This window comes from Aeromonas sp. R7-5 (assembly GCF_040908015.1).
GTDB classification, from domain to species: Bacteria; Pseudomonadota; Gammaproteobacteria; order Enterobacterales; family Aeromonadaceae; genus Aeromonas; species Aeromonas caviae.
On the sequence record NZ_JBFOCZ010000033.1, the window covers coordinates 458997 to 482619 of the forward strand.

Annotated in this window: 22 protein-coding genes; 9 read left to right on the plus strand and 13 right to left on the minus strand. The window is 64.3% G+C overall.

Annotation, left to right across the window (positions count from 1 at the left end; translation table 11 throughout):
- Positions 1-164: 164 nt before the first annotated feature.
- Positions 165-1787 carry a methyl-accepting chemotaxis protein gene (locus AB5Y53_RS17600; RefSeq protein WP_323932228.1) on the minus strand — a complete coding sequence of 541 codons (1623 nt, stop codon included), beginning with the start codon at positions 1785-1787 and terminating at the stop codon, positions 165-167.
- A gap of 164 nt (positions 1788-1951) precedes the next feature.
- Between AB5Y53_RS17600 and AB5Y53_RS17605 the strand changes: the two genes are divergently transcribed.
- A complete protein-coding gene (locus tag AB5Y53_RS17605) occupies positions 1952-2584 on the plus strand; it encodes a LysE family translocator (protein WP_039039878.1) in 633 nt (210 codons plus the stop codon).
- 142 nt (positions 2585-2726) lie between these two features.
- Here AB5Y53_RS17605 and AB5Y53_RS17610 read toward each other — a convergent pair whose 3' ends face one another.
- The 7 genes from AB5Y53_RS17610 to AB5Y53_RS17640 form a co-directional block, all read right to left on the minus strand.
- Positions 2727-3830 carry a beta-N-acetylglucosaminidase domain-containing protein gene (locus tag AB5Y53_RS17610; protein WP_128314248.1) on the minus strand — a complete coding sequence of 368 codons (1104 nt, stop codon included), beginning with the start codon at positions 3828-3830 and terminating at the stop codon, positions 2727-2729.
- 45 nt (positions 3831-3875) lie between these two features.
- Positions 3876-5603 carry a potassium/proton antiporter gene (locus AB5Y53_RS17615; protein ID WP_041215565.1) on the minus strand — a complete coding sequence of 576 codons (1728 nt, stop codon included), beginning with the start codon at positions 5601-5603 and terminating at the stop codon, positions 3876-3878.
- 268 nt (positions 5604-5871) lie between these two features.
- Positions 5872-6018 carry a hypothetical protein gene (locus tag AB5Y53_RS17620; RefSeq protein WP_010674048.1) on the minus strand — a complete coding sequence of 49 codons (147 nt, stop codon included), beginning with the start codon at positions 6016-6018 and terminating at the stop codon, positions 5872-5874.
- On the minus strand, positions 6018-6704 hold the full coding sequence (locus AB5Y53_RS17625) for a M15 family metallopeptidase (protein WP_368182716.1): 687 nt from the start codon (positions 6702-6704) through the stop codon (positions 6018-6020). The genes AB5Y53_RS17620 and AB5Y53_RS17625 overlap by 1 nt, the downstream gene beginning before the upstream one ends.
- Positions 6705-6733: 29 nt before the next feature.
- The gene (dapE, locus tag AB5Y53_RS17630) at positions 6734-7861 is read right to left on the minus strand and encodes a succinyl-diaminopimelate desuccinylase (RefSeq protein ID WP_010674050.1); all 1128 of its coding nucleotides are present in this window, start codon (positions 7859-7861) and stop codon (positions 6734-6736) included.
- A gap of 22 nt (positions 7862-7883) precedes the next feature.
- Positions 7884-8234, minus strand: a complete 351-nt coding sequence (locus AB5Y53_RS17635; RefSeq protein ID WP_039039874.1) for an ArsC family reductase — start codon at positions 8232-8234, stop codon at positions 7884-7886.
- A gap of 325 nt (positions 8235-8559) precedes the next feature.
- Complete coding sequence (locus AB5Y53_RS17640; protein ID WP_010674057.1) at positions 8560-8874, minus strand: hypothetical protein; 315 nt, start codon at positions 8872-8874, stop codon at positions 8560-8562.
- A 285-nt stretch (positions 8875-9159) separates the two neighbouring features.
- On the opposite strand from AB5Y53_RS17640, the gene dcuC reads away from it, so the two are divergent.
- Together dcuC and AB5Y53_RS17650 are read left to right on the plus strand one after the other, a co-directional pair.
- Positions 9160-10536, plus strand: coding sequence for a C4-dicarboxylate transporter DcuC (gene dcuC, locus AB5Y53_RS17645; protein WP_368182717.1), 1377 nt, complete (start codon positions 9160-9162; stop codon positions 10534-10536).
- 137 nt (positions 10537-10673) lie between these two features.
- The gene (locus AB5Y53_RS17650; RefSeq protein WP_368182718.1) at positions 10674-11813 is read left to right on the plus strand and encodes a M20 family metallopeptidase; all 1140 of its coding nucleotides are present in this window, start codon (positions 10674-10676) and stop codon (positions 11811-11813) included.
- Between the two features lie 70 nt (positions 11814-11883).
- Here AB5Y53_RS17650 and AB5Y53_RS17655 read toward each other — a convergent pair whose 3' ends face one another.
- The 3 genes from AB5Y53_RS17655 to asnS all read right to left on the minus strand — a co-directional run bounded on the left by AB5Y53_RS17655 (position 11884) and on the right by asnS (position 15764).
- A complete protein-coding gene (locus tag AB5Y53_RS17655; protein WP_368182719.1) occupies positions 11884-12540 on the minus strand; it encodes a hypothetical protein in 657 nt (218 codons plus the stop codon).
- Between the two features lie 127 nt (positions 12541-12667).
- Complete coding sequence (locus AB5Y53_RS17660) at positions 12668-14011, minus strand: anaerobic C4-dicarboxylate transporter (RefSeq protein ID WP_368182721.1); 1344 nt, start codon at positions 14009-14011, stop codon at positions 12668-12670.
- Positions 14012-14363: 352 nt separating this feature from the next.
- Positions 14364-15764: an asparagine--tRNA ligase gene (asnS, locus tag AB5Y53_RS17665; RefSeq protein WP_039039869.1), complete on the minus strand. Its 1401-nt coding sequence runs from the start codon at positions 15762-15764 to the stop codon at positions 14364-14366.
- Positions 15765-15939: 175 nt separating this feature from the next.
- Between asnS and AB5Y53_RS17670 the strand changes: the two genes are divergently transcribed.
- Positions 15940-16308, plus strand: a complete 369-nt coding sequence (locus tag AB5Y53_RS17670; protein ID WP_368182891.1) for a hypothetical protein — start codon at positions 15940-15942, stop codon at positions 16306-16308.
- Here AB5Y53_RS17670 and AB5Y53_RS17675 read toward each other — a convergent pair.
- Entirely contained in the window at positions 16296-17117 is an 822-nt protein-coding gene (locus AB5Y53_RS17675; protein ID WP_368182724.1) for a HAMP domain-containing protein, read from the minus strand. The genes AB5Y53_RS17670 and AB5Y53_RS17675 overlap by 13 nt on opposite strands.
- A gap of 135 nt (positions 17118-17252) precedes the next feature.
- Positions 17253-18527 carry an adenosylmethionine--8-amino-7-oxononanoate transaminase gene (gene bioA / locus AB5Y53_RS17680; protein ID WP_368182726.1) on the minus strand — a complete coding sequence of 425 codons (1275 nt, stop codon included), beginning with the start codon at positions 18525-18527 and terminating at the stop codon, positions 17253-17255.
- Between the two features lie 193 nt (positions 18528-18720).
- Between bioA and bioB the strand changes: the two genes are divergently transcribed.
- From bioB to htpX, 5 genes are all read left to right on the plus strand, one after another.
- Entirely contained in the window at positions 18721-19809 is a 1089-nt protein-coding gene (bioB, locus tag AB5Y53_RS17685) for a biotin synthase BioB (RefSeq protein WP_043155235.1), read from the plus strand.
- The gene (gene bioF, locus AB5Y53_RS17690) at positions 19806-21002 is read left to right on the plus strand and encodes an 8-amino-7-oxononanoate synthase (RefSeq protein WP_368182728.1); all 1197 of its coding nucleotides are present in this window, start codon (positions 19806-19808) and stop codon (positions 21000-21002) included. Before bioB ends, bioF begins: the two co-directional genes overlap by 4 nt.
- Positions 20992-21795 (plus strand): malonyl-ACP O-methyltransferase BioC, encoded by an 804-nt coding sequence (bioC, locus tag AB5Y53_RS17695; RefSeq protein ID WP_368182729.1) that lies wholly within the window; start codon positions 20992-20994, stop codon positions 21793-21795. Before bioF ends, bioC begins: the two co-directional genes overlap by 11 nt.
- Before the next feature lie 108 nt (positions 21796-21903).
- On the plus strand, positions 21904-22584 hold the full coding sequence (gene bioD, locus AB5Y53_RS17700; protein WP_041212695.1) for a dethiobiotin synthase: 681 nt from the start codon (positions 21904-21906) through the stop codon (positions 22582-22584).
- A 113-nt stretch (positions 22585-22697) separates the two neighbouring features.
- A complete protein-coding gene (htpX, locus tag AB5Y53_RS17705) occupies positions 22698-23570 on the plus strand; it encodes a protease HtpX (protein ID WP_010674070.1) in 873 nt (290 codons plus the stop codon).
- Positions 23571-23623 lie beyond the last annotated feature (53 nt).

Sequence of the window (23623 nt, forward strand, 5' to 3'; positions counted from 1 at the left end):
GAGGGGGAGTGACGTGCCTCTACCATACCCACATTTGCGAAGGCAGCCCAGCCCCCAATGACACCTTGATGGCAAAAACCCGTTTTAAACAGGAGGCGTGAAGGGGGAGGGGCAAGTGCGGGGCCAGCGCCGGGCCCCGCGGTATCGAAGAGACCCTCTCGGGATCAGAGCTGGAACTGGGCGAGCTGCCTGCGCTGCTGCTCGGCGAGCTGTGACAGTTCGTGACTGGCGGCGGCACTCTGGCTGATGCCGGCAGCGTTCTGGTTCACGATCTCGTGGATGTTGGTGAGGTTGCGGCTGATGTCGGCGGTGACGCAGGATTGTTGTTCTGCCGCGGTCGCCACCTGGGCGTTGGCACCGTTGATCTGGTTGACCGCGTCCGTGATGCCCCCCAGCAAGGCCTGTACCTCGGCGGAGAGCTGCTGGTTGTGGCCGAGGATCTCCAGGGTCTGCTGCACGCCACTGTTGGCGGAGAGGGACTGGCTCTGCAACTGTTCGATGATGGCCTGGATCTCCTTGGTGGAGTCCTGGGTACGGGCGGCCAGCAGGCGCACTTCGTCGGCCACCACCGCAAAGCCGCGGCCGCTTTCACCGGCGCGGGCCGCCTCGATGGCGGCGTTGAGGGCCAGCAGGTTGGTCTGCTCCGAAATGCTCTGAATGACTTCGATCACCTTGCCGATCTGCTCGGACTGGGACTTGAGCCTGGCCACCACAGTCGCGGCGTTCTCCAGACTGCCCGCCATGCGGCCGTTGGCCTCGATGCTTTCGGCAAACAGGGCCAGCCCCTGCTCGACCCGACTGTTGGCATCCCGGGCCAGCTCGTCGGCCAGGGCGGCGTTGTGGTTGACGTTGTCGGCGGTGCTGGCCAGCTCGGTGACGGCGGAGGCCACCTGTTCGGTCTCACCGCGCTGCTGCTGGGCGTTGACCTCTGCCTGGGTCATCACAGCGGCAAGCTCGGTGGCGGCGGAGGCCACATTGCCGCTGATGCCGGTCAGGGTCTGGATTGTGTTGGCAAGCTGGCTCAGGGTCCGGTTGATATCCCTGGCGAGCTGGCCCAGCTCGTTGTTGCCTTCGGCATTGGCACGCACGTTGAAGCGGCCGAGGGCGACGGCGTGCATCACCTCCTGCAACTGGCCTATGGGCTGCACGATGCGCCCGGAGATCCACCAGCCACCCAGCAGGGCCGCGATCAGGGTGCCCCCCATCAGCAGCAGGGTGCGCAGCAGGGTCGCGCGGTAGTGGGCCTGCTCCTCGGCAATCTCAGTCTGGGTCAGCTGATTGATGTGGACGGACATGGCATCGATCTGCTTGATGAGCGTCTCCCCCAGATCGCGAAAGTGCAGGCGGGCCTGCTCATAGGCGGCGGGATCGCCACTGCCTTGGTACTTGGCGGTCAGCAGGGGCAGCATGCTGCTGCGGGTATGGCCGAGGTAGGCCTGCAGGGCGGCCGCGACCTGACGGTTGTCCTGCTCGGCTCCGGTGACAACCAGTCTGGTCAGGATGGCGCCAATCTCCTGTTCGGCGGCGGAGAGCTGGGCCGGCAACTGGGCGAAGAGGGCCTCATCGTACAGGCCGTAGATGGCGTTGGTGCGCAGCCGGTAGGTGGCGTGGATCAGGGCCGCGATGTCGTCCTTGTGGCGGGTGACGCTGGCGGTGGTTTCATTCATGTCCTGAATGGCACCGTCGATTTCCTGTTTGCTGATCACGGCCATCAGCAGCATCAACAGGCTGGCGAGCAGGAGAGGGATAAGCACTTGAAGACGAATGGACAGATTATTCAATGACATGAAAGATCCTAACCCGAAAGAGGAGTGAGGCGGCATCTTACACAGGCGCGACAATCCTTGTCACAGGGTTTTTAATGCTGAATTCTTGCTGAATGAAAAGGTTTTTCTTGTGTTAAAAGAGTGTGATAGGCAAGATCGTCTGCTTGTTACCCTGGAGGTGTAGTGTGTCCGACTGGATTGATCCCGCCATCTTGGCGCTCTTTATTCCCACGTTCTTTTTTGTCTCAGTAACCCCCGGTATGTGCATGACCCTGGCGATGACCCTGGGCATGAGTCTGGGGGTGCGCCGTACCCTGCACATGATGTGGGGGGAGCTTGTCGGCGTCGGCCTGGTCTCCGTGTTGTCGGTAGTCGGGGTGGCGGCAGTCATGCTCAACTACCCGGCCCTGTTCTCTGCATTCAAATATGTAGGTGGCGCCTACCTGGTCTGGCTTGGCATCCAGATGTGGCAGGCCAAGGGCAAGATGGCCATCCCGGCGGATCTCTCGGCGGGCCAGCAGACCAGCCCCATGGGACTGGCCGTGCAGGGTTTCGTGACCGCCATCGCCAACCCCAAGGGGTGGGCCTTCATGGTCTCCCTGCTGCCCCCCTTCATCAATGCGGCCAAGCCGATGGCACCCCAGATAGGTGCCCTGGTCGCGCTCATCCTAGTCATCGAGTTCTCCTGCCTGATGCTCTATGCCAGCGGTGGCCGCACCTTGCGCCATTTCCTCGCCAAGAGCGGCAATGTCACTCTGATGAACCGGATCGCGGGCTCTCTCATGCTGTTTGTCGGGGTCTGGCTGGCCTTCGGTTAAACACCCGCTCAATCTGCCGCCCTATGTGACGCCATGGGGCACCTGAAGAGAGATCATGCAAAAAGGCCACCTCCCTGCCCGGGAGGTGGCCTTTTACATGGGCCCGTTTTTTCATGACCCCACTTTTCATGGACTCATGGGGTCAGTCGGTCAGGCAGTCCGGATCGAACACGTATTCCCCGGCCAGCCAGCGCAGGATCTCGTTCACGCAGGCCTGATCCTGGAACGGCAGGTAGCGGCTCTTGAGATGGATGACCTGCTCGGGGGTGAGCTGGGCCAGACCGATGTCCTGGAAGAGCGGCAGGTCTGCCTGGATCATGGCGGAGATCTGCGGCCCGCAGGTGGCGTTGAGGGAGGCGTGCAGCGCCTTGTCAGGATCGTACTGCTTGCCGAGCTTGTAGCTCATGGGCAGGGTGGCGAGCGGCAGGGCCGAGAGGGCCGCCTGCTTCATGGGATTGACCGCATGGCCGCTCACGAGATCCGCCAGCTCTGCCGGACGGTTTTCGAAGGCGCGCAGGTGCAGGAAGCTGCTCGCCTTGCTGCCGTCGTTGACCGGATAGTTGTCCCACAGGAAGGGCTTGCGATGGAGCCAGTCGGCGGCCTGTTTGAGGTGGGCAGCCGGATACTCGGTGGAGCAGACTTTGGGGCCGGTCCAGAAGACATCGATGCGCCTGTCGAGCCCCTGACCCAGATCCTGCAGATAGTGGGGGGGCATGGCACCGAACACCTTCTCCAGCACCGGATCCGTGCTGTAGTAGCTGGGGCAGAACAGCAGGCGGCCTGCGTCGGTGTGGGCCGCGATGTCGTGGGCGATGGTGAGCTGCCAGTGGGCGAGATCCGGGGTGTCCCCCTTCATGTCGTCAAACAGGATCGCCAGGATATCGGGCTTGAGCGCCTCCTCGATGAGCCTCACCTTCTCCAGCAGGGCGGGTCGCTGGCGGGCATAGTCGTGATGGGCTCCCATGGGGCTCAGGCCCACCCCGAAGGCCAGACCGTTCTCCCGGCACTGGCGGGCGAGCTGGCACAGGGCTTCAAGCTGCTCGGCGGGCCAGGGGGTGGCCCAGTGCTTGCGCAGGTAGCCGTCTTCCTTGGGGGCGTAGAGGTAGAAGCCATAGCCGTGGCGGGGCAGCCACTGGGCGTAGCGGGCACGGGCTTCCCAGCTCCAGCCCTTGCCAAAGAAACCCTCGATGAGGCCCAGCTTGGGCGAGGGAGGATACAGACCGGACAACAGGGTTTGATAAGGCATGGTTCACTCCCTTCTCACACAAATGCGGGCTACGATGGCCGGCGCCTAGACGGGGTCTTCTTCCAGGAAGCGCACCCCTATCTTGCGGGGTTCACCCTCTTCCATTTCCGCCACCGTCCAGAGCAGTCCCTGCCAGGCGACATGGTCACCGACCACCAGATTATCGCCCAACTGATGGGCAATAAAATCGCCGAGGCTCTGATCCGCCACCTCGCTCACATCCAGCCCGTAGAGCGGGGCGAGATCCACCAGCCTGGCGTTGGCCTCCAGCAGGAAGTCACCGAAGAAGCGCGGGCCCAGATCCTGCTCCGGCGCCTGGCTGAAGAGCTGACCGAGGGCGGGCAGGTCGTGCTCGTGGCCGATGACGCACAGGATGTCATCGGATTGCAGGCAGGTACTGCCCGAGGGGTGGAGCAGCTCCTGGCCGCGGAACAGGGCGCAGATGCGGGTGCCCTGGGGCATGCGCAGCTCCCGCAAGGGGGAGCCGATGCACCATTTCTCGGCGCTCAGGCGATAGACGAAGGTCTCCCACTGGCTGTCGAGATCGATTTCCAGCCCAGAGCGGTTGATGGGAGAGGGCGGTGCGGGCACCTCCACTCGCGCCAGCTTTGATGCCAGCGGCAGCGAGCTGCCCTGCAGGATGAGCGAAACCAGCACCACGAAGAAGGCGACATTGAAGTAGAGCTGGGCATTGGGCAGCCCCGCCATCATGGGGAAGACCGCCAGGATGATGGGCACGGCGCCGCGCAGCCCCACCCAGGAGATGAACCAGCGCTCGCGCGGCGCGAAGTTCTTGAACGGTAGCAGTCCAATCCAGACCGACACCGGACGGGCAAACAGGATCATCCACATGGCCAGGGCCAGCGCCGGCAGGGCGATAGGCAGCAACTTGTGGGGAGAGGCGAGCAGCCCCAGCACCAGAAACATGCCGATCTGGCTGAGCCAGGTCAGGCCGTCCAGCACGGAGAGGGTGGTGCTGCGGCTGCGCAGGGAGAGGTTGCCGAGCAGCAGGCCGGTGAGGTAGATGGCGAGGATGCCGCTGCCCCCCACCGCCGTGGTGAGGGCGAAGATGAGCAGGCCGCCGCTCACCGTGAGCAGGGGGTAGAGACCGGGGGCGAGGCGAGCGGTGTTGATGAGTTTCCACAGCAGCCAGCCCCCGGCAAGGCCGATGCCAGCGCCCAGCCCGAACTGCTTGACGAGTTGCAGCAGCAGGAAGCCGGCATCCAGCCCCTGCTGGGCGGTGGCCAGCACCTCGATCAGGGTGACGGTGAGAAAGACCGCCATGGGATCGTTGCTGCCCGATTCTATCTCCAGGGTGGCGCTGACCCGCTCGTTGAGGCTGCGCCCGCCGAGCAGGGAGAAGACCGCCGCCGCATCGGTGGAGCCGACGATGGCACCGATGAGCATCCCCTGCATCAGGTTGAGGTCGAACAGCCAGGCGGCGGCGAGGCCCGTGAGGCCGGTGGTGATGGCCACCCCGACCGTGGCCAGCGAGAGCGCGGGCCAGAGCGCGACCCGAAAGGAGGAGACCCGGGTGCGCATGCCGCCGTCCAGCAGAATGATGGCCAGTGCCAGGTTGCCCACCAGGTAGGCGACCGAGTAGTCGGCGAAGTGGATGCCGCCGGGACCATCCTCACCCGCCAGCATGCCGACGGCGAGGAAGATGACCAGAATGGGGATGCCGACTCTGGAGGAGAGTGCGCTCAACAGGACACTGGCACCCACCAACAGGGCACCGATGAAGAAGAAACTGTTGACGGTGGTGGCATCCAATGGCGAACTCCTTATGGCGGGCTGCAAAACAGGCACATTATATGCAGATTGACCCCCTTTGTGTGGCTTAATTGTGCATTGTTTTGCAGTTTTTTACGTTTGTTGCGCAGTTTTCAAGCAGGGTGAGGGCGGAGTGCCCGCGCGGGAAAGCGCAGGGAAAGGGGGCAATGGATGGGGCTTTCAGTGCAGGCCGAGGGGGGCGGCAGAGGGCGAAAAAATACCGTGGACGGGAAGGGTGCAGGAGCGCCGACGGGCTCCTGCGAGGGGGTCAGTCGTCCTCGTCGTCCTTGACCTCCCGGATCTTGTCCTTGTACTTGGGCAGCTGTTTCTCGAGCTGCTTCATGTCCTTGATGGCGTTGAGAAACAGGCCGAGCAGAAACAGCAGCGGCAAGCCTATCCATAACCACAAGCTCATCAGAATCTCCTTTCGTGGTGTGCCGGGGTGACATAGCGGGCCAGGATCTCGTCGAGATGAGCCAGGATGCACTCCTTGCCTTCAATATCCGCCCGTTCCAGACAAAGCGCCAGCGCCGCCGGATCCAGTGCCAGCCCGTCGGATTCGGGCGCGAAGCTCAGGTGCCAGGGCTCGTAGGCCACCCCCTGATCCGGTTGCTCCCCTTTTGCATAGGGCAGGAAGAAGCCGAAGTCGTTCATGTGATCGTCCAGCCATTCGCGCAAATCGGCAAACCAGCCGCCCGCCTCGTACTCCCAGGGTTCCAGCGCGAGCCGGGTGCCGGCGGGGAGGCAGTCCGGATCGTAGATGTCGAGATCCGTGCCCCAGTGATGGCGGCTGGTGCCGGGCAGGGCGCTCCAGTGCAGGATGGCGTGCAGTCGTTCGGTCTCGCCCAGTTGCAGGGCATCGAGGGGCTGGTTGTGCGCATCCAACAGAGGGCGCTCCCCGCGCCACTTGCCGTTCCAGATGGCGAGCTGGCGCTCGAAGCCGCGCCAGCTGGAGGCCGCCTGCAGGTTGAAACCGGCATGGGCGGCAGCCACCTGAATGTCGTTGAAGGCCGCCGCGGTGGCGGCGGTCAGACGATGGGGGCCGCGCCCCACCAGGATGAGGTGGCTCTCATCCAGCCCAAGCAGTTGATCCTGATTCATGGTCTGGTCTCTCTTGTCCGGAGCGCCGCTCATGCCAGCAGTCGTGCCAGCACCCCTTGGTACATGTCCGCCAGCAGATCCAGATCGTCCGCCTTCACGCACTCGTTCACCTTGTGGATGGTGGCGTTGACCGGGCCGAGCTCGATGACTTCCGCCCCGGTGGGAGCGATGAAGCGCCCATCGGACGTGCCCCCCGTGGTGAGCAGGGCCGGCTGCTGGCCGTTCACTGCCGCCACGGCGGCGACGGTGGCGTCCAGCAGGGCGCCGGTGTCCGTCAGGAAGGGCTGGCCGGAGAGTGTCCACTTCAGCTCGAAGTCCAGGCCGTGACGGGTCAGCAGCGCCTCGACCCGCTCGCGGATAGCCGCATCGGTGAGTTCGGTGCTGAAGCGGAAGTTGAACTGGACCTGCAACTCCCCCGGAATGACATTGGAGGCGCCGGTGCCGCCCTGGATGTTGGCGATCTGGAAGCTGGTGGGGGGGAAGTAGGCGTTGCCCTTGTCCCACTCGATGGCGGCGAGCTCCGCCAGCGCCGGGGCCGCCTTGTGGATGGGGTTGTCCGCCAGATGGGGGTAGGCGACGTGGCCCTGCACCCCGCGCACCAGCAGATCGCCGGTGATGGAGCCGCGACGGCCGTTCTTCACCACGTCCCCGACCTGGGCGGTGGAGGAGGGCTCGCCGACGATGCACCAGCGGATCTTCTCGTTGCGTGCCTCCAGGGTGTCGATGACGCGCACCGTGCCGTTGATGAAGGGCCCCTCTTCATCCGAGGTGATGAGAAACGCGATGGAGCCCTTGTGGTCCGGGTGCTCGGCCACGAAGCGCTCGGTCGCCACCACCATGGCGGCCAGAGACCCCTTCATGTCGGCGGCGCCCCGGCCATGGAGCATGCCGTCCTTGATGGTCGGCTCGAATGGCGGGGTGTCCCACTTCTCCAGGGGGCCGGCGGGTACCACGTCGGTGTGGCCGGCGAAGCAGAAGAGGGGACCCTCGCTGCCACGGCGTGCCCAGAGGTTGGTGGTGTCCTCAAAGACCATGGGTTCGATGACGAACCCCAGGCGCGCGAGGCGCTCCGCCATCAGGGTCTGGCACCCTTCATCCAGGGGGGTCACGGAGGGGCGGCTGATCAGATCCTTGGCCAGTGTGATGACGTCCGACATCGGTGTTCCTTAACAGAAAAAGTTAACGGGAGAAGAGGGATTGATAGAGGTCTGCCTTGAAGCCCAGGGTCAGGGTGCCGTCCTGGTCCAGCAGCGGGCGCTTGATCATGGCCGGGTGGGCCAGCAGCAGGTCACGGGCCTTGGCGGTGTCGAGCCCCTGTTTTTCTGCTTCCGGCAGGGCGCGGAAGGTGGTGCCACGGGTGTTGAGCAGAGCTTCCCAGCCCAGCTTGGCGAGCCAGAGATCGAGCTGTTCCGGGCTCAGACCGTCGGCGCGGTGATCATGAAAGCGGTAATCGATACCCGCCTCCTCCAGCCACTTGCGGGCCTTCTTGATGGTGTCGCAGTTCTTGATGCCATAGAGGGTGGTGGCCATGGGGGATCCTTTGTCTGCGGGCCGGCGGCCCTGAAATCGTGCAAGGGCCCGATTCTGGCATTGTGGCCCCCCCATGGCAACGCTCATGGCCGGATGGGCTGGTTTTACCAGTCAGGCCGAGTGGAGAAGGGAGGGGCCGCGCGCCAGCACACGCTGGTCTGGGACGGGATGCGCTGCGGTATCAAAGGGGGAGACCGGGGGTAGGAGGCCCTTATGCTGCACGCCTGGCCGGATGGGGCCGCTGGGGCCGGGGAAGAAACGGCGGGGGCCAAAAACCAGAACGCGCCTGCTGGTCTGGGCGCGTTCCGGATTCAGGGGGCGGCACTCAGTGCAAGGTGGTCCACTCGTGATCGAAGACCCGTGCCCGCTCCCAGGGGGCATCCGGCAGGCTGGAGGAGAGGCCGGCGTATTTGCCCACGTCATCCATCACGATGGCGGAGAGAATGGGCAGGTGATTTTCGGTGCAATACATGCGGATGCGTTGCAGCAGGGTGCGCAGTTCATCCTGGCACTGCTCCAGCCCGGCCTGCCTAGCCAGTTTGGAGTAACGAATGGTGGTGCGTTCCTTTGCAGACTCGACGAGGATGTCCCACAGCTTGCAGTCGCAGGTCGGGGTGCCTGCGGTGGCTTGGTTTGTCATAACTCTCTCCGGTGCGAAATGGTCGCTCTGTGTCGACGGGCATCTTGGCCAGTTCACCCCGGCGGGATGTTGATCCAACGCAAACAAAGTGGCGGTTGTCGGTCAGGGATACCCTGGGGAGCATTCTAGATCCAGTTCCTTGATGTTAAATGTCGTTTTTAGTTTTATTTTTGGAGTAAAAATCTACAACCGTTTGCTTTTTCCATCTTTATTGATGGTGATCAAGAGGACAGGGGAGATCCACCACTAGATTGCGCTTCTCGATAATCTTGTCAGGAGTGCACCTTGGAACTCGTCTTCGTCTTGCTCGTGCTGATCGCCGTGGTCTACGGCATCATCAAGGATTACAACCCGCAGGCGGTGCTGGCGCTGGCGGGCATGGCCCTCTTTGCGGTGGCCTACTGGCTGGGATTGCACCCCATTCTGCCCGCCGACAAGAGCACCGGCTTCGCCCTGTTCGACCTGTTCGAGGTGTTCAAGGGGATCTTCTCCTACCGGGCGGCGGGCCTTGGCCTCACCATCATGGCGGTGGCGGGCTTTGCCACCTACATGTCCCATATCGGCGCCTCCCAGTCCCTGGTGCGGGTGGCGGTCAAACCGGTGGCGGGCATCCAGTCCAGCTACCTGATGCTGGCCATCTGCTACCTGGTGGCGGTCTTTGTCTCTCTGTTCGTCACCTCCGCCACCGGCCTTGGCCTGCTGTTGATGGTCACCATGTACCCGGTGATGCGCAACCTCGGCATCAGCCCGGCCTCCGCCTGCGGCGTCATCGCCACCTCCCAGGCGTTTGAAATCGGCCCGACCCAGACCAACGCCATCTTCTCCGCCGGTCAATCCGGCATGGATCCCACCAGCTACTTCGTCGACTACCAGATCTGGCTGGTGGCTCCCATGTTGCTGGTGACCATGGTGCTGCACTTCTTCTGGCAGCGGCACTGTGACCGCCAGGAGGGCTGGGATCCGGCCCTGCATCGCGGCGAACACGCCGAGCTTGACGAAAAAGGGGCGGACGAGGTGGCGGCGCCGACCTGGTACGGCCTGCTGCCCATCATCCCCTTCGTACTGATGATGACCTTCTCCAAGCTCCTGGTGACCAGCATCAGCGTCAGCGTGGAGGTGGCCATGCTGCTGTCGGTCTTTATCGGCATGCTGTGCGAGCTGCTGCGCACCCGCTCGGTGCGCACCGCCTTCGCGGGGCTGTCGAGCTTCCTCGACGGCATGGGCAAGGTGTTCGGCCCCGTGGTGGCGCTGATCGTCTGTGCCGAGCTCTTCGCCGAATCCCTCAAGGCCATCGGCGCCATCGACACCCTGCTGCACTCTGCCAGCAATGCCGGCATCGGCAGCGGCCTGATGACCCTGGTGATGGTGGGGCTCATCATGGTGGCGGCGGTCATCATGGGCTCGGGCAACGCGGCCTTCCTCAGTTTCTCCTCCCTGGCCCCCGCCGTGGCGGCCAAGTTTGGCGTGCCGGCGGTGACCATGCTGCTGCCGATGCAGCTCGCTTCCAGTATCGGCCGCACCGTTTCCCCCATCGCGGCGGTGCTCATCGCCTGTGCGGGCATCGCCAAGGTCTCTCCCTTCGTGGTGGTCAAGCGCACCAGCGTGCCCATGGCGGGGGCCCTGGTGACGGCGCTGCTCCTCAACTATCTGCTGTTCATGTAAAGGCTCTGGTGTAGAGGTGGCGGCCAGTTGATCCACGCTGGCCGACCGCCGTTGACGAGGCGGCGTCGAGTGCCCGCCCACTCTTATCGTTGCAAAAACAGTCTGTGTTTTACGCAGATTGTTCCATGGAGAAGACAATGAACGACCTCACGCGCCCATTTTCCCTCGATACCTATCTGGCGGATCTCGCCCCGCTCATCAACCTCGACTGCGGCACCCGCACCCCGGCCGGGGTGGCCCGGGTCGCCGACATCATGACCGAGAAATATGAGGCCATCGGCTGGCAGGTGACCCGCCACCAGTTCGCCGCCGAGTGCGGCCCCTGCCTCGAGGCAACCAATGCCCCGGGGGCGGATCACTACGACGTCATGCTGGTGGGCCACATGGACACCGTCTTCCCCGAGGGGACGGCGGCCAAGCGACCGCTGAAAATCGAAGGCAATCAGGCCTTTGGCCCCGGCGTCTCGGACATGAAGAGCGGCCTGCTCTCCACCTGGTATGCCTTGAAAGAGCTGGACCCGGCCGTGCTGGCCAGGCTCAAGGTGCTGGTTTGCTGCAACTGCGACGAGGAGATTGGTTCCCCCTGGTCCAAAGAATGGCTGGTGAAGAAAGCCAAACAGAGCGGCTGCGTGCTGGTGGCCGAGGCGGCCCGCCCGAGCGGGGATCTCATCAGCGCCCGCAAGGGCAATGCCAAGTACCGCATCACCTTCCACGGCAAAGCCTCCCATGCAGGTTCGGCCCTGGCACAAGGGATCTCCGCCATCACGGAGCTGGCCCACTGGGTGCTCGCCATCAACCAGCAGGTCAACATGGAGACCGGCACCACCATGAACGTGGGGGTGGTGCAGGGGGGGACCGGCGTCAACGTGGTGCCCGACTTTGCCGAGGCGGTCGTGGATCTGCGCTTCTGGCGCAACGAAGAGGCACAGGCGGTGCACGACCGGCTCACCTTCATGGCCAACAACCCCTTCCTCGCCGGTTGCCGGGTCGAGGTGGCGCGCCAGAGCTTCAAGCCCGCGATGCGCCCGAGCGGCGACACCGAGGCCCTGATGGCACTGGTGGAGGCGGCAGGCAGGGAGGAGGGAGTCCCCTTCACCTGGCTGGAGGCCGGTGGCGGCTCGGATGCCAACTTCACCGCGGCGGCCGGGGTGCCGTCCCTCGATGGCTTCGGCCCCATGGGTGGGGGCTTTCACTCGGAGGCGGAATTCCTGCTGCTGGAGAGCATCGAGCCGCGCATCCGCCTGCTTAAGCGGGTGCTGGGCAAGCTGGTCAGATAGGTCAACGTTAAGGACAAGCAAAACGGGAGGCCAGTGCCTCCCGTTTTTTATGTGCCGCCCTCGTGAGAGGTCATTCCTCTTCCTCTTGCAGATAGGCGAGGTGCTCCTGGCGCGCCACCTGCCAGTGGCCGAGCGTCAGCGGCGCCGCAAACCCGGGGCCGTCGGTCACCATGGTGTGGTACTCCCCCTGCTCGCCGCAGGCATCGAAGCCCCGGGTTGCCGCCAGTTGCTGCAATTCGGCCAGGGTGGCCGCATCGAGCCTGCGCCCCACCCACTCGGGGGCCAGCACCCGGGTATCGACGCAGGAGAGGTGGGCGACGATGCCGCGGGTCAGCATGTCCGCCAGCAACGCCTCGCGGGGTTGTTGCCAGAGCGGGGTGTGAACGGTGAGCCCCAGGGGGCGACAGCGCTCGCGGATCCAGTTCGGCGCGCCCCCCACGCTGTCGATGTCGCCGGTGACGACCCCATCGAGTTGCCACTCCTCTTTCAATGCCGCCAGGGCCCGCTCATAACCGAGATCGAAGGGCGCCTCGATGGTGACCAGCCGATGGGGCAGCGCGAGGGCCGCCGCCTGACGGCGAACCTGTGACAGGGGATGGGCGAGAAAGCGGGGCGCTGGCGGGGCAAAGGTGATCAGGGCCACCACCTGATGGCCCGCCTCCCGGGCGTGGCAGAGGGCCTGCATGGCATCTTTGCCGCCGCTCCAGAGCAGGATGACGCGAGACATGGGGGATTTCCGCTGAATAAAAGAGGGCTCATGCTACCCAGAGTGGGGGGCGATGGCAAAGCGCGGGTCGGAGATGCGGGGATAAAAAAGCGGCTCCCACGGGGGAGCCGCTCGCACTGGATGCCTGTTACGGCAGGATGCTGGTCAGGATGAAGCCCAGGGTACAGGAGGTCACCACCCCGATGAGGCCCGGAATGATGAAGCTGTGGTTGATGATGAACTTGCCAATGCGGGTGGTGCCGGAGCGGTCGAAGCCGATGCAGGCGAGATCGCTCGGGTAGGTCGGCAGCACGAAGTAGCCGTAGCTCGCCGGCAGGAAGGCGATGAGCAGCTTGGGTTCGACCCCCAGCGCCAGCCCCATGGGGGCGATGGCGGTGAGCGCCGCGGCCTGGCTGTTCACCAGCTTGGAGATGAGGAAGAGCACCAGGGCGTAGGTCCAGGGCTGGGCCTGTACCACGTGGGCCAGGGTCTCCTTGAGCAGCGGCATGTGGGCCTGGAAGAAGGTTTCGCTCATCCAGGCGACCCCGAACACGGAGAAGATGGCGACCATGCCCGCCTTGAAGACGGCGCCGTTGGCAATCTCCCCCGGCTTGACCTTGCAGCGCATCAGGATGATGGCGCCGGCGATCAGCATCATCATCTGGATCACCAGGTTCATGGAGAGGGGACCCGTCTTCTCTTTGATGGTGAAGATGGGGCGCAGCGCCTCATCGGCCCCCAGCAGCACCACGGCAGCGATGGCGGCGAAGAAGATCCAGGTGGACCAGTAGGCCTCTTTCGGGAACTTGGTGTTGAGCAGGGTTTCACCACCGCCGTAGATGAAGTCCCGCTGGGCAGGGTCCTTGATCTTGGCCTGGAACTCCTCGTCCTTGTCCAGATCCTTGCCGCGGCGCAGGCTCCACAGGGCCGCCATCATGACACCCGTGAGAGAGGAGGGGATGGCGACCATCAGGATGTCGAGCAGACCGTAGGCCTGACCCACGCCGTGAGCCGCCGCCAGGATGGAGACCATGGAGACCACGGCCACCGAGACCGGCGAGGCGCAGATGGCCATCTGGGAGGCAACGGACGCCACTGCCATGGGGCGCTCCGGACGGATGTTCTTCTGCAGCGCGATGTCGGCGATGATGGGGAACATGGTGTAGACCACGTGGCCGGTGCCGCACAGGAAGGTGAGGGTCCAGGTAGTGAGCGGCGCCAGCAGGGTGATGTACTGGGGGTGGCGGCGCAGCAGACGCTCGGCCACCTGCATCATCAGGTTGAGACCGCCGGCGGTCTGCAGGGTGGCGGCGCAGCCAATGACCGCCAGTATGGTCAGCATCACCTGCACCGGCGGCTCGCCCGGTACCAGGCCGAAGACGAAGGTCAGCAGGAACAGACCAATGCCGCTGATAAGACCCAGCCCCATGCCCCCGAAGCGGGTACCCAGCAGCAAGCAGCCGAGTACCACCAAAAATTCCATCAAGATCATTCCATTACCTCGTGTGTTTTATCCATGTCCCCATCGGCCAGCTGCCCGGGATCCGCTGTCATCAATTACCCCTGAAGGGTTAATGGATATTTTGTCACCCCTAAAGGGGTAAAAAATTGCGTTGCTTCAACAACCGGCTTTTTTCCGATTTAAGTGCATAAAAACTACGGTTCAGCCCTTGAACAGGGGACCGCTTCCTGGCGCACACCAGATAAATGACGGGAAAGATGGGGGAGATCACAGGGTTTGGAATGCAAAAGGCGGGAATGACACGTGCGGGAAGAGCGAGGCGGGCATAAAAAAAGCCGACCCCGGGGGTCGGCTTTTGCACGGTGCGAGTGGGCGGGTCGCCTTAGAACTCGGCGGTGCGGGGAGTACGGGGGAAGGGGATCACGTCGCGCACGTTGCCCATGCCGGTCACGTAGACCACCAGGCGTTCGAAGCCCAGACCGAAGCCGGAGTGGGGCACGGTGCCGTAGCGACGCAGATCGCGGTACCACCAGTAGTCTTCCTTGTTCAGACCCATCTCGGCCAGACGGGCATCCAGCACCTCGAGACGCTCCTCACGCTGGGAGCCGCCGATGATCTCGCCGATCCCCGGGGCCAGTACGTCCATGGCGGCAACGGTCTTGCCGTCGTCGTTGAGGCGCATGTAGAAGGCCTTGATGTCCTTCGGGTAGTTCTTCACCACCACCGGGGACTTGAAGTGCTCCTCGGCCAGGTAGCGCTCGTGCTCGGAGGAGAGGTCGATGCCCCAGGAGACCGGGAACTCGAAGCTCTTGCCGCAGTTTTGCAGCACGTCGATGGCGTCGGTGTAGTCAATCTGGGCGAAGTCGGAGGCGACGAAGCGCTCCAGACGGCCGATGGCGTCCTTGTCCACGTGCTGGGCGAAGAACTCCAGATCGTCGCGGCGCTCGGTCAGCACGGCGTTGAAGACGTACTTCAGCATGGCTTCGGCCAGGGCGGCGTTGTCTTCCAGATCGGCGAAGGCCACTTCCGGCTCCACCATCCAGAACTCGGCCAGGTGGCGGCTGGTGTTGGAGTTTTCGGCGCGGAAGGTCGGGCCGAAGGTGTAGACCTTGGACAGGGCGCAGGCGTAGGTTTCGACGTTCAGCTGGCCGGACACGGTCAGGAAGGTCTCCTTGCCGAAGAAGTCCTTGTCGTAGTCCACCTTGCCTTCGGGGGTGCGCGGCAGGTTTTCCATGTCCAGGGTGGAGACGCGGAACATCTCGCCGGCTCCTTCGGTGTCGGAGGCGGTGATGAGGGGCGCCGCGATCCAGAGGTAGCCCTGTTCGTGGAAGAAGCGGTGAATGGCCTGGGAGAGGCAGTTGCGCACCCGGGTCACGGCACCGACGATGTTGGTGCGGGCACGCAGGTGGCCCTGCTCGCGCAGGTACTCGATGCTGTGGCGCTTGGCAGACATGGGGTAGGTGTCCGGATCTTCGACCCAGCCCACCACCTTGACCTCGGTGGCCTGCAGTTCGAACGCCTGGCCGCTGCCCTGGGACTCGACCACGGTGCCGGTCACTTCGACGGAGCAAGCTGTGGTCAGACGTTGCACTTCATTCTCGTAATTGGCCAGGGTATTGGGGGCGACGGCCTGCACCGGATGGAAGCAGGAGCCATCGGAAACGGCCAAAAATGAGATCCCCGCCTTGGAATCGCGGCGGGTCCGGATCCACCCTTTCACAGTCAGGGTGGTGCCGACCGAATACTTACCGGCCAGCACATCAACTACGGATGCGTGCGTCATCGAAATATTGTCTCCAGCTTGTTCTTGCAGCGCTATTTGCAACACTAGGGGTCTGGCCCGGGCGCAGTTGGCCCACCATGGCAGACTAAGCCGTTCATCTTACCCGCGCAGGTTTGATAAACAAGCAAAAATGTCGGACCCTTGCGGGGATTTCCCCATGCATCGTGCATGGATCATGGCGGCTGGACGGGGGGTGAAAGTGAAGGAGCGCAGGCGGGGGCCGGATGGCTGGATACGGGTGTTGCAGGGGCTGGTGATCCTCTGCTGGGGCGGCTTTGTCGCCCTGCTCTCCCTCTATCACTTCGCCCGGCCAGAGGTGGCTTACGGCTTTCTGGTCTATGGGGGCGTCAAGGTGCGCCAGAGCTGGGACCCCCTGCTTACCCCCTGGCTGGAGCGTGGGCTCTGGGGTTGCTGCCTGCTGACCCTGGTGGTGCTGGTGCTGGCCCGTGGCCGCAGCCGTCGGCAGGAAGATGCCCGCCACGTCAATCTCTTCATCCTGCTGCTGATCCTGGTGGCCTGCCTGCTGCTTTACTACCGGGGCTGAGGGCCGTCGCCGTCATCCAGCCCCTGAGAGGCGGGGCGCTTGCCTATCTGGCGCTCCACGCTGTCGAGCATCTGGTTGTAGGCGAGCGCCACCCGGCCAATCTCGTCCCCTTCATCCCCCTCCAGCCTGTGGCCGAAGTCGTTGCGATCGGTGGCCTCCTCCATGGAGCGGGTCAGCTGGTTGAGAGGGCGGACTATCCAGGTGCGGATGACCCAGAGGGTGAGCAGGAGTCCCAGCCCGAAGATGAGGGTGAGGCTCAGGGCCGAGGTGAGGATGTTCTGCTCCACCCGGGTAAACAGGGTGTCGAGGGAGTAGTCAAAACGCACCGCTCCCAGCACGGTGTTTTCCGGTACCTGGTGGCAGCTGGTGCAGTCGGTACCGCGAAAATCCTTTCTGGCCAGCAGCGGGCGGGTCACCACCAGCCGGCTGTGCATGCCTTCATGCTCTACCTCCAGGCTCCCCTTGCCCGCCAGCGCCAGGGCATCAAACCTGTCCTTCGGGGCCTCGTCGTCACGGCCCGGCCCGAACTGCTTGTTGACCGCCGCCCCGCGCACGATGCGGGCATCTTCCACGTGGGCGTGATCGAGAAACTTGGCTCGCAGGGTGTCGCGGGCGTCCATCTTGCCGGTCAGCATCAGCATGTTGAGGCCGTCGAAGTAGGCCTCGGTCTGCTCGCGGCTCTGTTCCTTGATGAGGGTCAGGATGAGGTCACGCTCGCGCACCGCCTGATAGGCCGCGGAAAACACCAACACCATGGAGAAGATGAAGAGCAGGAAGAAGTTGATCTTGGCAGCAATGGAGAGGCGCATGGGACTGGTACATCTGTTGGGTAAAACCCGCGCAGTCTACTCTCCTCGCCGGACGGGTTTTGGTGTCTTGCTCACATTCTGATGAAAAAGCGCCAAAAGGCCCTGCGTTCTCATGCAGGGCCCGTTCATCCGGACTCAATATTCGCCGCTGGTGATGGCCTCGTGGATGGCGCCGGTCAATACCCGCAGCTCGTCAGGGGTGATGACGAAGGGGGGCATCAGGTAGATGAGCTTGCCAAAGGGACGGATCCAGGCGCCCAGCTCCACGAACTTGCGCTGGATGCGCGCCACGTCCACCCGCTCCTTCATCTCCACCACCCCGATGGCGCCGAGCACCCGCACATCCGCCACCGCCGGGTGCAGGGTCAGCTCCACCAGTTCGGTTTTGAGTTGGTGTTCGATGGCTTGCACCCGCGCCTGCCAAGGTGAGGCGAGCAGCAACTCGATGGAGGCGTTGGCTACCGCGCAGGCAAGCGGGTTGCCCATGAAGGTGGGGCCGTGCATGAAGACGCCCGCCTTGCCGTCACAGATGGTGTGGGCGACATGCTCGGTGGTGAGGGTGGCCGACAGCGTCAGGTAGCCGCCGGTGAGCGCTTTGCCCAGACACAGGATGTCGGGGCTGATCCCCGCCCAGTCGCAGGCAAAGAGCTGGCCTGTGCGGCCAAAGCCAGTGGCGATTTCATCTGCTATGAGCAGCAGGCCGAACTCGTCGCACAGGGCACGCACCCACTGCAGGTAGCGGGGGTGGTAGAAGCGCATACCGCCCGCCCCCTGGACGATGGGTTCTAGCACGATGGCGGCAATTTCCTCGTGATGATCCGCCACCAGGGTGGCCAGCTCCACCACGCTCTGCTCGTCCCACTGGGCGTGGAAGCGGCAGCTTGGCGCTTCGACGAAATGGTGTTCGGGCAGGAAGCCCTGGTAGAGCTCGTGCATGCCGCCATCCGGGTCGCACACGCTCATGGCGCCGAAGGTGTCGCCGTGATAGCCGCCCCGAAGGGCAACGAATTTGGCGCGGGGCGTCCCTTTGGCATGCCAGTACTGCTGGGCCATCTTGAGTGCCACCTCCACCGCCACGGAGCCGGAATCCGCCAGAAAGACCCGATCCAGCCCCTTCGGGGTGATCTCCACCAGTTTGCGGCAGAGCTCGATCGCCGGGGCATGGGTCAGGCCGCCAAACATCACGTGGGACATCTTGCCGAGCTGGGCGGTGGCGGCCGCGTCCAGTTCCGGCACCTGATAGCCGTGAACGCAGGCCCACCAGGAGCTCATGCCATCCACCAGCTCGCGCCCGTCCGTCAGGGTGAGGGTTACCCCTTTGGCGCTGGCCACTTCATAGCAGGGCAGGGGATGGGTGAGGGAGGTATAGGGGTGCCAGACGTGGTGCAGGTCGAATTCTTGGTTGGTCATTTTGTGTTCTGTTGTCAATTGATTTGATCTGGTCGGTGTTGACAGTCTACGCGTGCTCTCTACACTAGCCAACAATTTCAGCCACTTGGCTTCGCACACGCCCTGGCGTCGCGCTGTCCAGCTGGCGGGTCTTGCGGCGAACGCTCTCTTGAGCGCGGCGCAGGATCCCACCAATAACAACCGGAAGCCATGTATGAATGCTCTCACCGCGGGTGCCCACGCCCTTCGTCACGACTGGACCCTGTCCGAGGTTCAGGATCTCTTTGCCCTGCCATTCAACGATCTGCTGTTCCAGGCCCAGACGGTGCACCGCGCCCATTTCGACCCGAACGAGGTGCAGGTAAGCACCCTGCTCTCCATCAAGACCGGGGCCTGCCCGGAAGATTGCAAATATTGTCCCCAGAGCGCTCGCTACCACACCGGGCTCGAGACCGAGCGGCTGATGGAGGTGGAAAAAGTGCTGGAGCGGGCCCGGGAGGCCAAGGCCAACGGCTCGTCCCGCTTCTGCATGGGGGCGGCCTGGCGCAACCCGAAAGAGAAGGACATGCCCTACATCCTGCGCATGATTGAAGAGGTGCGCGGGCTCGGCATGGAGACCTGCATGACGCTGGGGATGCTGACCGCCGATCAGGCGGCGCGTCTCGGGGCGGCGGGGCTCGATTACTACAACCACAACCTCGACACCTCGCCAGAGTTTTACGGCGACATCATCACCACCCGCACCTATCAGGACAGGCTCGACACCCTGGAGCATGTGCGCGGCGCCGGCATGAAGGTCTGCTCCGGCGGCATCGTCGGCATGGGGGAGCAGGCGAAAGATCGGGCGGGACTCCTGATGGCGCTGGCCAACCTGCCGCGCCATCCCGAGAGCGTGCCCATCAACATGCTGGTCAAGGTGAAGGGGACGCCGCTGGAGAACCAGGAGAACCTGGACCCGTTCGAATTTATCCGCACCATCGCCGTGGCGCGCATCATGATGCCGGCCTCCCACGTGCGCCTCTCCGCCGGGCGGGAGAAGATGAACGAGCAGATGCAGGCCATGTGCTTTATGGCCGGGGCCAACTCCATCTTCTACGGCTGCAAGCTGCTGACCACCCCCAATCCGGACGAGAACAGCGACATGCAGCTCTTCAAGCGCCTTGGCATTCGCCCCGCCCAGCGGGCCCAGAAGCCGGATCAGGTTCAAGAGGAGGAACTGCTGGCCGAGGTGAACCGCCAGAGCGAGCCGAGCGAACTCTTCTACGATGCCACCCGTTCCCGCGCAGATGTCCTCCGTCCATGATGACGCCCGTTGTTACCGGCCCCTTTGCCCTGGGGGAGGCGCTGGCCGAGCGTGAACAGGCCACCCTGCTGCGCCGACGCACCCCGGTGGATGTGGCGAGCGGTGGGCGGATCCGGGTCGGGGGGCGTGATTACCTCAACGTCTCTGGCAACGACTACCTGGGCCTTGCGGGTCACCCCGCCATCAAGGCCGCCTTCACGGCGGGGGTGGCGCAATATGGCGCAGGGGCAGGCGCCTCGCCCCTGGTGACCGGCTATAGCCGCGCTCACCAGCAGCTGGAAGAGACGCTTGCCGACTGGCTCGGCGTGGAGGCGGTGCTGCTGTTCAACTGTGGCTTCTCCGCCAATCAGGCGGTGCTCAAGGCCCTGCTCGGCAAGGATCACCTGCTGTGGCAGGACAAGCTCAACCACGCCTCCCTGCAGGAGATGGGGAGCCAGCTACCTTGCAAGATGAAGCGCTTCGGCCACAACGACATGGCGGCCCTTGAGCGGCTGCTTGAGCCAAACCGGGGCCTGATCGTCTCGGAAGGGGTCTTCAGCATGGACGGGGATCAGGCCCCCTGGGCTGAGCTGGCCACACTCGCATCCCGAAGCGGCAACTGGCTGATGATTGACGATGCTCACGGCCTCGGCGTGCTGGGTGCCGAGGGGCGTGGCACCCTGGCGGCCCAGGGGGTGAACCCGGCCAGCGTGCACATCCAGATGGGGACCTTCGGCAAGGCGCTCGGGGTGGCCGGCGCCTTTGTGGGCGGCAGTCGCGAGCTGGTGGAGTACCTGGTCAATTTTTCCCGCCACTATGTCTACAGCACCCATATGCCCCCCGCCCAGGCGTGCGCCGTGCGCCAGAGCATCGAGCTGGTACGCGTAGCCGACGAGGCCCGTGCTCACCTGGCTCGCCTTGTCGCCCGGTTCCGGCAGGGGGCGCAGGCGCTCGGCTGGCGGCTTGGGGCAAGCGATACCCCCATCCAGCCGCTGCTGGTGGGGGAGAGCATCGCTGCCCTGCAACTGGCCGAGCGGCTGCGGGAGCGCGGTGTCTGGGCCGGCGCCATCCGCCCGCCCACGGTGCCGGTCGGCACGGCGCGCCTTCGCATCACCCTGTGCGCCGCCCATGGCGAAGATGACGTGGATCGCCTGCTCGAGGCCCTAGGGCCCCGCCCATCCACCGACGAGAGAGGGGGCGCCCATGGTGCATGAGCGTTTCCAGTCGGTGGACAAGGCGCAGCTCGCCCGCCGCTTCGGGGCGGCGGCTCGCCACTACGACGCCCACGCCCGCTTCCAGCAGGAGGTGGGGCAGATGCTGCTGGCGCGCATGGACGAGGGGGGCGTGAAAGAGGTGCGCTCAGGGGCCGGGCTGGATCTGGGCTGCGGCACCGGTTTCTTCCTGCCTGCCCTGGCGCCGCGCTGCGAGACGCTGACCGGGCTGGATCTCGCTCCCGGCATGCTGGCCCAGGCGGCCCTTCGCGGCAGCGGAGCCCGCCTGGTGTGCGGCGATGCGGAGGGGCTGCCCTTTGCCGACCAGAGCCTGGACTGGGTCTTCTCCAGCCTGGCCCTGCAGTGGTGCGAGCGGCCGGCCCAGGCCTTTGCCGAGCTCAACCGGGTGCTCAAACCCGGTGGACAGGTCTTCTTCTCGACCCTGCTTTCGGGGTCACTATGGCAACTGCGGGAGGCCTGGCGGGCCGTGGATGGTCGTGACCATGTCAATCGCTTCCTGACGTTGCCCCAGTTGCAGCAGGCGGCCCGTGACGGGGGCTTCGAGGCCCCGGCGCTCTGCCCGCTGACCTGGTCCCTCGCCTACCCGGCGCTCAGCGGACTGCTGCGCGACCTCAAGGGGATAGGTGCGAGCCAGGTCAACGACGAGCGGTCTGCGGGCCTGGGTCATCGCCAGCGCCTGGTGCGACTGGAGGAGGCCTACGAGCGCCACCGTCAACCGGACGGCCTGCTGGCCGCCAGCTACGAGGTCTGCCTCGGGCGCCTGGTGCGGCGCTGACACAAAAAGACCCGGCGCACCCACCCCTTCAGCGGCAGGACGCGCGCCTGCCTTTCACCATGGATATCGGGGCGCCTCTGCGCCCCTGCACTGCATCGAGGAATCATCATGGGGACATCCTATTTCATCACGGGCACGGACACCGACGTGGGCAAAACCCTGGTGGCCCGCACCCTGTTGCTGGCGCTTGCCGCCAGAGGCATTCGTTGCGCCGGGTACAAACCGGTATCGGCGGGCTGCACCCGCACCCCGGAGGGGCTTCGCAATCTGGATGCCTTGCTGTTGCAGCAGGCGGCCACGGTTGCGCTGCCCTACGAGCAGGTCAATCCCTATGCCTTCGAGCCGCCCATCGCCCCCCATATCGCCGCCCGTGAGCGGGGGGTGAGCATCCCCTTCGAGGGGCTGTCCGCCGGCTTGCGGGAGATTGAGGGAGCTGGGGCCGATCTCGTCATTGTCGAAGGGGCGGGGGGCTGGTTCCTGCCGCTGGATCATCAGCGTCTGCTCTCGGAGTGGGTCGCCCAGGAGCGGCTGCCGGTGATCCTGGTGGTGGGGGCCAGGCTGGGCTGCCTCAACCATGCCCTGCTCACCGTCAGCGCCATTCGCCAGCAGGGGTTGACCCTGGCGGGCTGGGTCATCAACCGGGTGGATCCACACATGAGCCGCTACGAGGAGAACCTGGACACCTTGAAAGCCATGTTGCCGGCCCCATTTCTGGGGGAGCTCCCCTTCGTGGACGCGGTGAATGAGGTGGATTTGCACCACTGTCTCGATGTGTCGCCCTTGCTCTGAGGCCAGACATTCAGCAAACATTCATCGAGTCTGTCTATTATCTGGGGCAAGTGTGGCATCGGTCTCCCCTGGGGCGCCCCGAACCATGCATCCATATCTCACAAGGAGTCAATATGAAGCGAATTATGCTATTCCTGGTGACCAACCTGGCCGTCATGCTGGTGCTGGGGGTGGTACTCAATATCCTGTTCTCGGTTCTGGGGATCAACAAGTCCAGCATTTCCGGTCTGTTGGTGTTCTGCGCCGTGTTCGGTTTTGGGGGTTCCTTTATCTCCTTGCTGATGTCCAAGTGGATGGCCAAGCGCAGCTATGGCGTCCAGGTCATCGAGCAGCCCCGCAACGAGACCGAGCACTGGCTGGTGAGCACTGTTGCCCGTCAGGCCCGTGAGGCTGGCATCAAGATGCCGGAAGTGGGAATCTACGACTCCCCCGAGATGAACGCCTTTGCCACCGGCGCCCGCCGTGACGACTCCCTCGTCGCCGTCTCCTCCGGTCTGCTCTACAGCATGAGCCGCGACGAGGCGGAAGCCGTGCTGGCCCACGAGGTGAGCCACGTGGCCAACGGCGACATGGTGACCCTGACCCTGATCCAGGGGGTGGTGAACACCTTCGTGATGTTCTTCGCCCGCATCGTGGCCGGCGTCATCAGCAACTTCTTCAGCTCCAACAACGAGGAAGAGAGCAGCAGCACCGGCGGTTTCGCCTACATGATCACCGTGTTCGTGCTGGAGATGGTGTTCGGCGTGCTCGCCTCCATCATCGTCATGTGGTTCAGCCGTCAGCGCGAGTTCCGTGCCGACGCCGGTGCCGCCAAGCTGGCCGGCCGCGACAAGATGATTGCCGCGCTCCAGCGTCTCGCCCGCGGTGCCGAGCCGCAGATGGAGGGTTCCATGATGGCGTTCGGCATCAACGGCAAGCGCTCCATGAGCGAGCTGTTCATGAGCCACCCGCCCATCGAGCAGCGCATCGCCGCCCTGCGTGGCTGATAGCCAGTCATCTAAAGAAAACGGCTGCCCTCGGGCAGCCGTTTTGCATTCCG